Origin of the sequence: uncultured Meiothermus sp. (assembly GCF_937863175.1) — a bacterium.
GTDB lineage: Bacteria > Deinococcota > Deinococci > Deinococcales > Thermaceae > Meiothermus.
In genome coordinates this window covers 1-10204 of the sequence record NZ_CALMCQ010000292.1, presented here as the reverse complement: position 1 = coordinate 10204, position 10204 = coordinate 1, and the positions used below count along the sequence as shown (strand labels likewise).

Here is a 10204-nt window from a genome sequence, read left to right as displayed (position 1 = left end):
CCACCACCAGCAGTCCGGCCAGCCAGGGCCGTCCCCCAGCCAGCACGTGCGCCGAAAGTACCAGGGCAAACCAGCCCAGCGGCACGATTAAGGGCACGCCCAAAACGGTGGGCTGTGGTGCACCCTGGTAGGTGTAGAGGCCGAAGGGGAGGCCGGTTCTGCTGCCCAGCAACTCGACTCCCAGCCCAAGGACAAAGGCCAGACCGGCCAGCAGCAAAATCCGCACCCCCATTCGCTCCCAGCCCCACTGCAAAGCAGCCAGGCTAATCAGCCCCATCTGGACGGCGCTGATGAGGGGAAAACCTTCCGGCCACAGCGGCACCGGGATGCGCACCAGCACGGCCAGGGCCAGCAGTATCATCCATCCTCTCAGGTGCAGCCGCAGCCACTCGAGCCGGGCCAGGGCCTCCGGCTGTCCGATGAGCCAGAGGGTCTGGACGGTAGCGGTAGCGGTCAAAACTGCCCCTGCCCAGAGCGCTGGATGGCCACTCATCAGCCAGCCAATCCACCCCCCGAGCAAGGCGGCACCGACCGCCGCCACTACCAGCGATCTCCGTCCCGCCCAGAGCAAATCGCCGCCCCAGACAGCCAGCACAGCCAGTCCAGAACCACCCAGGGCCAGCACTAAACCAAGAGACTCCTGTTGCTCAAACACCAGCAGCACCGCGCCCAGCAGGGCCAGAGCCATACTCCCCAGACCGCCCAGCCCCCGCAGCCAGGCCGGGCCTGCTGCCGCTGTGGGCCACTTTTGCCGTGCCCAAACTAGCCCTGCACCCGCCAGCAAAGCGGCCAAAAAAGTGGTTGCCAGCCAGTCCACCGCTATCCTCGTTTCGGCTCGAGCCAGCGCCGTCTGCCCACTGCCAGCGCAGCGCTTACAAAGGTCCGTATGTCCACGCTGGACATAATCTGTAGATCCTCGAGCAGGCCGGTCTCCTCATCCAAAAACCGCAGGACGCGCTGTGGCGGGTTCTTGCGGAAGAGGTCGCTAAAGATTCGTTTGCCAGGGCTTCGGCGACTGTCCAGCACGTTCAAGAGTACGCTATCCATGCAGGCATGCCGGTTGAAGACCGGCTCCGGGTAGAAGGGCTGTCCGGTCTGCATCAGCGAGTCGGCAATGCGCCGGGACTGCTTCTGGATGCGCAGGAAGGTATAGCCTGTCGAGGCTTTGGTGCGGCCCCCCGCCGTCCCGATGTTCATCACGCGGGGGCTTTGCTGACGGGCGAAGGGTGCGTCGGTCATGGGGATGATGCCAGACTCGCTCTCCTGGATCTCGTAGCGCTCGAGGCCCAGCCAGCGCCCCAGATACTCGCGCAGCCCGGCATCGTAATCGTCTGGCCGCAAGGGTTCTGGCGAGAACAGGGTGTACTCCACCAGCGCCGTGTGGGGATCGAAAGGCAGTACGTATACAAAGCGAACCTCGCCGCGCTGCTCGAGGCGAAAATCCATAAAGGTTGCGGCCTCGGTGTCAAACACTGGTTCAGGGGTTTGAATCACCCAGCCCTTGAAGTGCTGTAGCAGGTAGTGATGGCGGGGGTTCTTGGGGGCGGGTTTGTACAGGCTGTTGAAGACCCACTGCCCGGCAAAGGTCTGCCCATCCAGTCCCACCACAGCCCCACCCTCACCCTCCTGAATGTGGGAGATTTCACCGTATCTGACCGAGATATTGGGTTGCTGCAATACCCACTGGCTCATGAAGGTGTAGAAGTCTATCCCCCGGATCATCTTGTAGGCATAGGGGGCGATATTAAACCGCCGTGAAACCCCTTCGCCATGAAACCAGATCTGGTTCCATCTGCGAAAAACCACCCTTTCAAAGGAATTCTGCCCCACTTCCCAAAAACACCAGGTACGGTCGTTGGTGGTTTTGGCTGCGCGGTCGAGCAACAGTATCTTCTTGTCGCGCAAGCCAGCCTGCACCATGTGATAGGCCAGGCTCAGTCCGGAAGCGCCTGCACCCGCAATGATGTAATCGTAATGCCCACCCACCTGGTACTAGGCTACGTTGCAATACCAGGGGCGCGCTAGCCGAGGTTACAAATCGGTCTGGATTGCTTCCCCGTTCGCTGCGCATGCGGGTCGCAACGGCGGCTCCCTCGAGTACACACGCTCTAAATTTAGTGTTGAGCCTCTCGAGCAAAACCTATCAAACCCGATTGCGGCTCAAATCCTTGAGCAACACCCTGGCCGCATTCCGTCCGCTCGCACCCATGATGCCCCCGCCCGGATGGGTGCTGGCGCCGGTCAGATAGAGCCCTTTCAGACCGGAAAACCTGTAATTATGTGCGCCCAGCCAGGGCCGCAGCATGAACATCTGATCCAGGCTCATCTCGAGGTGCATCACATTCCCGGCAGGCATGGCAAACTCGTTTTCCAGCCACAGGGGAGTCTGCACCAGCTCGGCCACAATTTTGCGCCGAATATCGGGGTCAAAGCGCTCGAAGCTCCGAATCACACCCTCTCTGGCCTCCGCAGCCCTGGTTTCCCACGTTCCCGAAGCCAGCCTGTGGGGGTAGTACTGGGCCCACAACCACAGCGTCTCGCCCCCCGGCGGGGCCAGGGTGTTGTCTACCGCGCTAAAACTCATGGCAATTAGGGGTGGGTCGCGGGTCGGCTCACCTGCCAGATAGTCGCCATAAGCCCGGTTGAGTTGCAGCTCACTGGTGATGAGCAGCCCCAGCCCGATGCGCGACGCGTCGCCGGGGTGGGTCTGGTAGCGCACCTTGTCCGATAGCCCCAGCCGGAGAATCAGGCCGAAGCCATTGCCGACGCGCAAGCCTTTAGCCCCCTCGGGCGTCTTGTCCGCTGGCAGCATGGCCAGGGTTTTCTGGATATGCGAGCCCGAGACCACCGCCCGCGCGCTCACGCTCTGCCCGTCCAGAAGGCGAATTCCAACCGCTTTGTCGCCCGAAATTTTGATTTCCTGGACGGGGCTGTCCAGATGCACCTGGCCGCCCCTGGCCTCTATCGCCCGCACCAGCGCCAGCGAGAGCCCGCCCGAACCGCCCCTGGGCCGGGCTACCCCGCCCACATGATAGAGCGGGTGCCACAACAGAAACGGTGCCGACAGCGGATCGGAGGGCGGCGGGCCGGACTGCGCGGCCATCCAGACCAGGGGTGAGCGCACCCGTTCCTCGCTGAAATACTCTCTGGCTACATCGCCGTAAGGCCGCAAAATCTGCGGCAGCCGCTTCTGCCAGTCGCGGCCAAGGCCCGACCCCAAAAGCAGTTTTTGCCCCAGGTTCAGCGGGCTGGGGGTGGACAAAAAAGTCTCCCTCACAGCCTTTGCAAAAGGCAGCCACTCGGCATAGAACCTGCGGTAAGCCTCGCCCTGCCCCGGATACTGCTCGTCCAGCTCGGCAGCGGTGCGCCCTGGGTCACGCCAGACAAACCAACTCTCCTGCCCATTGGAGGCATGGAAGATCGGGTCGAGTTCGATGTACTCGAGCCCATGCTTGTATAGTTCTAGCTCGTCCACAATGGGCGTCAGGCGAATCAGGATGTGGGCACTGCCCCCCAGGTCGAAGCGGAACCCTTCAAAATCTATGGTCGAGACCGCCCCGCCCGGCACCTTGCGCCGTTCGAAGACTCCCACCCGGTACCCGGCCTGGGCCAGGTACGCCGCCGTCACCAGCGCGTTGTGCCCCGCACCCACCACCACCACGTCGAAATCTGGCATGTCGGGCGAATGATACCGCAGATTATCCTGCAAAAACACTGCCGGCAACGAGAAGCAAGCCCCCATCAAGAGGTATGACTGCTGGTGAAATGGGTCGCTCGAGACCTACAAAACTACCGAAGTGCCAGTCTGAAGGCCTGGACTGAAGAACTCGCTACGCTCAGGTGCACTAAATTCAGTGCAGTACAGTCCATCCGACCCATCAGTGCCGTGTTGCGCCTGTCCTGAGCGTCGTCGAAGGGTGATCGAAGGAGCCTGCCCTGAGTCTGGCCCTGAGCGTCGTCGAAGGGTTATCGAAGGGTTCAGGGCGATACCGCCGTATTTTTCTGGTTTTGTGATTAGGGCTCAGGCAACAGCAAGCTGAAGAGTCGCGGCGCAGGGTTTTGTTCGTCAAATCGAAGCGGCCGTTTGGGCCGGCGCGGTACGGCTTTTTAGGCGTCCCGCAGCCAGATGGCCCTGGGCAAGAGCAGCACCCGCTCGAGGCCCGAGAGCGAGGCTCGGCGCGAAAGGTTGTCCCAGCCGCTCTGCTCCAGCTTGTTCAGGATGCCCTGGTACTGCAAGGCAGCCAGGGCCACGGCCCCACGCCCGGTTTTGAGGTGCTTGAGACCTGCCAGACCTTCTCGGTAGAGCCCTCGAGCTTCGGCGGCGAGTTCGCGCATCAGACCCACATAGCGCGGGCCAATGCTGCCCTGGCGCAGGTCTTCCAGGGTCACACCGTGCTTGTGCATCAGCTCGGTGGGCAGGTAGACCCGCCCCAGGGCCAGGTCTTCGCCCACATCGCGCAGGCAGTTGGTAAGCTGCATGGCCTGGCCCAACTTGGTCGCTGCCTCTCGACCCGCTTCCACCGAGCCGCTGATGGGCGCAATCATCAGTCCAACGGTTCCGGCCACCCGGTAGCAGTAGGCATACAACTCCTGTACGGTCTCCAGGCGCACCGGGTTGAGATCGGTCTGGAAGCCCTCTTTCATATCGGCAAAAGCCTGTTTGGGAATATCCCAGCGCTGAAGAGCCCAGGCCAGGGCTATTTCCCAGCCTTCCCGGGGCATCCCGGTGTAGGCACGCTCAATTCCAGCCCACCATTTGTTCAAATCGGCCAGCGGGTTGGGCGACTCATCCACGGCATCATCCCCAGTGCGGCAAGCAGCATAAACCGCCCAGGCACCCTTGCGGGCTTCGCCTCTAAACAGCAAGCTACCGTAATAAAACGTAGACGAGTGGCGACGGATAATTTCCGATACAGCCCGCCAGTTGGGTTCCATTCCGAGTCTCCTGAGGCACTGTCCAGTAAAAGTACTATTGGCTAAGAATGCCTTTATCATCGCAATGTGACTTTTGTCCCTGTCACAAATCCTGCCGACCTTTCCCGCCAGCCATCCAGGTTGAAACCGCTGCTGGATAGTAAGTTCATTAGCTCGGGAAGGGCTGGGAAGCGCAGCCCTGTCCATTCCAGCACCCGCTGTAGGGGACTGTTGGAGCGGTGGCTGAACATGATCCAGAGGCGTCCACCTGGCTTGAGCACCCTGTACACTTCGGCTGCAACCGCCTGGGGATTGGGAAATTCGTTCCAGCTCCCCCCCACCACCACCCCATCCAGCGAAGCCTGGGGCAGCGGAATGGCCTCGGCGCGGGCCAGCAGGGGCACAAAACCCGCATATCCCCTGGCCTTTTGCAGGGCCACCTTCAACATAGGCCGCGAGAGGTCGAGGGCATAGACCTGGGCTGCGCCGGCCTCGAGTAAAGCTCTGGCGTACAGGCCGGTAGAAGTTCCCAGATCCAGAAATTGTGATCCGGCAACAGGTTGGACTGCCTTCAACAACAAGGCAAACTCTTCGTGCAACGGAAAGGGTCTACCGGAAAGCAACGTGAGAGCTCTTTTTCGCCAGATTTCATAGCCAGTTGCCACGATGGGAACAAGGTTGGTTTGCACCGCCAACGAGTTCGGCACTTGCTGCTGCTGATCCAGATAACTCTCGCTCACTGTAAACCTCACATTCGGATACACGCTAAAAACTTGTACAAACTATGAACATTTTTATCTTACAGTCTTGACGCAACCTATACAATAGCCTACTGTATTATGTAACTTAAGGATTTACTTATGCGCAACGATCTAGGGGTTTACACCATCGCCGAAGTGGAGGAGCGCATGAGTTTGTCCTCTGCGCTTCTCCGACAATGGGAGCGGCGCTACGGTTTTCCCCGACCCGAGCGTTCGCCCGGTGGACACAGGTTGTACAGCGAGACCGATCTGGAGGCCCTGCGCCACATCAAACAATGGATTTCCGAAGGAGTAGCCCCCGCCCAGGCCGTCAAGCGCTACCTCGAGAGTCTGACCCAGGAAGGCCCGCGCCCCCCCGAAACCCTTTCGCTCGAGCTGGAAGAAGCCCTGCTACAGGCCGATACCGAAGCCGCTGAGCGGGTGCTCTCGGAGGCCTACCGGCTGCATCCAGTGGAAACCGTGGTCATGGATGTGATCTCGCCCTGCCTCCGTCGCATTGGCGATGGCTGGCACCTGGGCCGGGTCACTACCGCGCAAGAACACCTGTCCAGCACCTACCTGCGGGGTTCCCTGCAAAGCTTACTCAACCTGATGGGCGGTTCGCTGGGGCCCACGCTGGTGGTTTCGACGCTACCCGGTGAACAGCACGAAATTGGCAGTCTGATCACTGCACTTTTTTTGCGCCGGGCAGGGTACACGGTGCACTACCTTGGCCCCAACACCCCCCTGGCCGACCTCAAAGCCTTCGCCGAGCGCACCAGGGCCAGGGCCATCGTGCTTTCGGCAATGCAGCCGATTTCGCTGGAGTCCCTCCCGCATCTGGCCCTGCGCCCCCTCGCCCCGCTGGTGGTGGTCGGTGGGCGGGCTGCCGCCAGTGACCCCCGTTCGGTAGAGCGTTTAGGGGCCCGTTATATGGGCAACGACCCGCGGGATCTGGCCGAGTCGTTGTCGGTAGCCCTGAAGGAGGCGGGCCTGTGGTAGGGTTTGGCTTTTCCAGGGGAGGCTCCCTGTAGAGCAAAAATGTCGTCTTTCTGCCATGCTGCAGTGTTGGAAATCACCTTCAAGGAGGCATTATGAAAAAGGTTCGTAGAAAAGAAGTGGTCTATCGGGCGGGTGACCGCGCTGACGTGCTCTATCACCTCGAGCGCGGCCTGGTGCGCATCATCGAAATTCTTCCCGATGGACGCCAGCTCACCCTGCGCCACATCCTACCGGGTGATTATTTTGGTGAAGAAGCCCTTTCGGAGCGGCAGTACCGATACACAGCCGAAGCCCTGACCGAGGTCGCGGCTTTTGCGGTAGATCCCAAAGCTCTTACGGGTGACGATCTCCGGGCCCTGGCGGGAAGCCTGGCCAGCCAGATGGTACAGGTACAAGCCTACGAAACCCATCTCCAGTGGGGTGAACTCCGCAGCCGCATCTGCCGCTATCTGCTCTACCTGGCCGCTACCGCCGCCAGGGGACAGGATGAGCGCGGGGTTTACGTTACGGCCAGCCACGAGGAAATCGCCGACTCCACCGCCTCCACCCGCGAGTCGGTCAGCAAGCTGCTCTCCGACTTGCGCCACGAGGGCATCCTGGACACCGGCTACCGCAAGATCTACCTGGTAGACCACAAGACCCTGGAACTCGAGGCCGAAAGTCGAATGCTCCGAGCGGTTTGAGGTTGGTAGATGAAGGTACTCGTCGTCGGCGGCAGTGGTTATGTGGGAAGCCACCTGGCGCAACACCTTCTGGAGCAGGGCCACCAGGTCACTATCGCCTCGAGGCGCGGAGAAGGCTCTTCGAAAGGGGTACGGTATGTGACCGCCGATGCCGCCAGAAACGAGGGTCTGCGCGAAGCAGCCCAGGGGCATGAAGCCCTGATTTACCTGGTGGGCATCATCCGCGAGCGCGGTGACCAGAGCTTTCTACAAGCCCATGCGGAGGGGGTGCGCCACAGCCTGGCTGCGGCCAGGTTGGCTGGCATCCGGCGAATTGTGCACATGTCTGCCCTCGGGGTAGCCCGGGGCACTGGCAGTCGTTACTTTGAGACCAAGGCCCTGGGGGAAGAACTGGTACAGACCTCCGGCCTGGACTGGACCATCCTGCGCCCCGGTCTGATTTTTGGTCGAGGCGACCCGTTTTTTGGTGGCATTTTGAGAGGGTTGATCACCGCACCGGCCCCCTTCGTTCCACAAATCGGCGATGGCAGCTTTGTTTTCCGACCGGTCTGGGTGGGGGATGTGGCCATGGCCTTCGAACAAGCCCTTGGCCGTCCTGCAACCATCCACCGCAGCTACAATCTGGTGGGCCCCAAAGAGTATACTTTCCGCGAATTGCTGCTACTGGTGCGCGATACTCTGGGCTCGAGAAAACCCCTGCTTCCTATTCCGCAGGCCCTGATGGATCTGGTGGTTCCTTTGATCTCCCCACTGCCCTTCAGCCCCATAACACGGGATCAATATTTGCAACTCAAAATGGGCAGCACTGCCGACCCCGTGCATATGCGTAAGGCTTTCTCTCTGCTGGAACGATCCCTGGAAGTGGAACTGCCTGGAATCCTGACAACTAAACGGTTGGTTGGTGCTTAGTCTGGAATACTGTTGAAAAACACAACCAGGTCTACCCTGTGGGCGTGATTAAGTCTGCTCGGCCCTATCTGTTGAAGTTGAAAACGCCTACCGACCCGCTTCAACTCTTCGAGGAAGCGCTTCCGCACAGCCGTGAAGGCTTGCTAAAGCTATGGTCGGCACTGGCCCCCAGGGTGCGCGCCGCCGATCCGGGGCGTTATTTTGCCGTGCAGGATGCCCTCACACAGGAGGTTCCCTTTCCGATACTGGTACTTTATGTATTTCGTGAGTCTCGCCGTGCCCTGGAGGACAACCACATCCACGGGCGGGCGGCCAAATAAACCGACCGGCTTTTCTTGCTGGCTTCCCATCCGGGCACGGCCATAGGCGTGTGGCGGGGCCACTTCCCATCGCTAAAGGCTCATTTTAAGGCAGAGCGAAAATAACCCCTGGTTGTCAGATCAAAAAGTAGCGATATGCTGTGGTGGGTATGCGAATATTCTTGCTGGGGGTGCTGGGTCTGGGGTTGGTTTTTGCCAGTCCGCTACTGGTGGAGGGGCGTTATATTGAAGCCCATCAGCAAGGACGCACCGCCGGGGATGCGGCAGGGTGGCTGCTCGCAGCCCAGGCCGCCAACCTGCAGGCCAATTATGCTGCGGCGAATCCAGACGAAGTTATCAGATGGTTTGCTCTGGGGCAGGAGGCCGCCCAACGGTCAATAGAACTCAGTCCAAGGTCTGCCGAGGCCCATCTGGAGCTGGCCCGTGCAATAGCCGGGCAGCTGATCCGCAAAAATCTTATTCAGCAGGCCCTCGCAGCCAATACACTTCGCAGACTTCTACACCAGGCTCTGCAGATCAACCCTGCCTTCGCCGAAGCCAGAGCTGCCCTGGCTCTCTGGCATCTGGCCGTTCACCGAACCGGGGTAGGCTGGCTCTACGGGGCCGACCTCGGCCAGGTCAGACCCCTCTTTGACGAGGCTACCCGCCTCGAGCCCACCTCTGTCCTGATTCGGGTCTGGTATGCCCTGGCCCTGGTAGAGCTAGATGCGCCAGCAGAGGCCCGTGCCCAACTCGAGCAGGCCCTGCGCCTGACCCCGCGTAGCGCAGCCGAGCGGATTGAACAGGGTTTCGCCAGAGAGCGGCTACGAAATCTTCCCTGAGGGCCTGGGCCTTGGGTCACTCTGGCCGCCAGAACTGTTCTTTTTCGGCTGTTACGGGGAAGGCGAACCCGATATTCTACCGACTGCTATGCCAGAGCTTCCCGAGGTCGAGACCATCCGGCGCATCCTCGAGCCCTACCTGTTGGGCCAGCGCATCCAGAGGCTCCTCCACCGTGACCCCGCCCGCTATCGCGGCACCGAACTGGCCGAGGGACGCCAGGTGTTGGGCAGCTCACGCCGGGGGAAATATCTGATCTGGCATCTGGATAAAAAACTAGAAATCATCGTGCATCTGGGCATGACCGGAGGCTTCCGTTTTGAACCGCACCGCCACACCAGAGTAACCCTGCAACTACCCGGCCAGACCCTGTATTACACCGACCCCCGTCGCTTTGGGAAGTGGTGGGTGGTAGAAGCGGGGGATTACGGTGAAATTGGCCTCCTGAAGCGCATGGGGCCCGAACCCCTCTCGGAAAGCTTCGCCCTGACAAGCTTCCAAAGATCGCTGGCGCAAACTTCCCGCAAAATCAAAGAGGTGCTCCTGGGGCAAGAGGCGGTGGCCGGCGTGGGCAACATCTACGCCGATGAGTCGCTGTGGCTGAGCCAGATTCACCCCGAGCGGCCCAGCAAGACCCTCTCCTCACTAGAGGTGAAGCGACTCCACCGGGCCATACGGGAGGTAATGGAACGAGCGGTTGAGGCTGGTGGCTCTACCCTGTCTGACCAGAGCTACCAGCAGCCTGGCGGGGGGCCAGGTTATTTCCAGCTCGAGCTGAGCGCTTACGGCCGCACTGGCCTGCCCTGTAAGCGCAAAG

11 protein-coding genes are annotated in these 10204 nt (G+C 60.7%); 6 read left to right on the top strand and 5 right to left on the bottom strand.

The window, feature by feature from the left end:
- From Q0288_RS11105 to Q0288_RS11085, 5 genes are all read right to left on the bottom strand, one after another.
- Window positions 1–817 (bottom strand): carotenoid biosynthesis protein (locus tag Q0288_RS11105; protein ID WP_299430384.1); only part of this gene is annotated, 817 nt, incomplete at its 3' end.
- A 2-nt stretch (window positions 818–819) separates the two neighbouring features.
- Window positions 820–1986, bottom strand: a complete 1167-nt coding sequence (locus Q0288_RS11100) for a lycopene cyclase family protein (protein ID WP_299430382.1) — start codon at window positions 1984–1986, stop codon at window positions 820–822.
- Between the two features lie 157 nt (window positions 1987–2143).
- Window positions 2144–3676 carry an NAD(P)/FAD-dependent oxidoreductase gene (locus tag Q0288_RS11095; RefSeq protein WP_299430380.1) on the bottom strand — a complete coding sequence of 511 codons (1533 nt, stop codon included), beginning with the start codon at window positions 3674–3676 and terminating at the stop codon, window positions 2144–2146.
- Window positions 3677–4107: 431 nt separating this feature from the next.
- Entirely contained in the window at window positions 4108–4935 is an 828-nt protein-coding gene (locus Q0288_RS11090) for a phytoene/squalene synthase family protein (protein ID WP_299430378.1), read from the bottom strand.
- 56 nt (window positions 4936–4991) lie between these two features.
- Window positions 4992–5654 carry a class I SAM-dependent methyltransferase gene (locus Q0288_RS11085; RefSeq protein ID WP_299430376.1) on the bottom strand — a complete coding sequence of 221 codons (663 nt, stop codon included), beginning with the start codon at window positions 5652–5654 and terminating at the stop codon, window positions 4992–4994.
- A 120-nt stretch (window positions 5655–5774) separates the two neighbouring features.
- On the opposite strand from Q0288_RS11085, the gene Q0288_RS11080 reads away from it, so the two are divergent.
- The 6 genes from Q0288_RS11080 to mutM all read left to right on the top strand — a co-directional run.
- Entirely contained in the window at window positions 5775–6656 is an 882-nt protein-coding gene (locus Q0288_RS11080) for a MerR family transcriptional regulator (protein ID WP_299430374.1), read from the top strand.
- Window positions 6657–6748: 92 nt separating this feature from the next.
- Window positions 6749–7339 carry a cyclic nucleotide-binding domain-containing protein gene (locus tag Q0288_RS11075; RefSeq protein ID WP_299430372.1) on the top strand — a complete coding sequence of 197 codons (591 nt, stop codon included), beginning with the start codon at window positions 6749–6751 and terminating at the stop codon, window positions 7337–7339.
- Between the two features lie 9 nt (window positions 7340–7348).
- Window positions 7349–8248: a complex I NDUFA9 subunit family protein gene (locus Q0288_RS11070; RefSeq protein ID WP_299430370.1), complete on the top strand. Its 900-nt coding sequence runs from the start codon at window positions 7349–7351 to the stop codon at window positions 8246–8248.
- 44 nt (window positions 8249–8292) lie between these two features.
- Window positions 8293–8568 (top strand): hypothetical protein, encoded by a 276-nt coding sequence (locus Q0288_RS11065; RefSeq protein WP_299430368.1) that lies wholly within the window; start codon window positions 8293–8295, stop codon window positions 8566–8568.
- 149 nt (window positions 8569–8717) lie between these two features.
- A complete protein-coding gene (locus Q0288_RS11060; protein ID WP_299430366.1) occupies window positions 8718–9389 on the top strand; it encodes a hypothetical protein in 672 nt (223 codons plus the stop codon).
- Between the two features lie 88 nt (window positions 9390–9477).
- The coding region (gene mutM, locus Q0288_RS11055) for a bifunctional DNA-formamidopyrimidine glycosylase/DNA-(apurinic or apyrimidinic site) lyase (RefSeq protein ID WP_299430364.1) at window positions 9478–10204 on the top strand (727 nt) is incomplete at its 3' end.

Bases quoted from the DNA above. Each gene is read 5' to 3' on its own strand.
- Q0288_RS11080 (WP_299430374.1), top strand. From the start codon at position 5,775: ATGCGCAACGATCTAGGGGTTTACACCATCGCCGAAGTGGAGGAGCGC.
- Q0288_RS11060 (WP_299430366.1), top strand. From the start codon at position 8,718: ATGCGAATATTCTTGCTGGGGGTGCTGGGTCTGGGGTTGGTTTTTGCC.
- Q0288_RS11095 (WP_299430380.1), bottom strand. From the start codon at position 3,676: ATGCCAGATTTCGACGTGGTGGTGGTGGGTGCGGGGCACAACGCGCTG.
- Q0288_RS11070 (WP_299430370.1), top strand. From the start codon at position 7,349: ATGAAGGTACTCGTCGTCGGCGGCAGTGGTTATGTGGGAAGCCACCTG.
- Q0288_RS11090 (WP_299430378.1), bottom strand. From the start codon at position 4,935: ATGGAACCCAACTGGCGGGCTGTATCGGAAATTATCCGTCGCCACTCG.
- Q0288_RS11075 (WP_299430372.1), top strand. From the start codon at position 6,749: ATGAAAAAGGTTCGTAGAAAAGAAGTGGTCTATCGGGCGGGTGACCGC.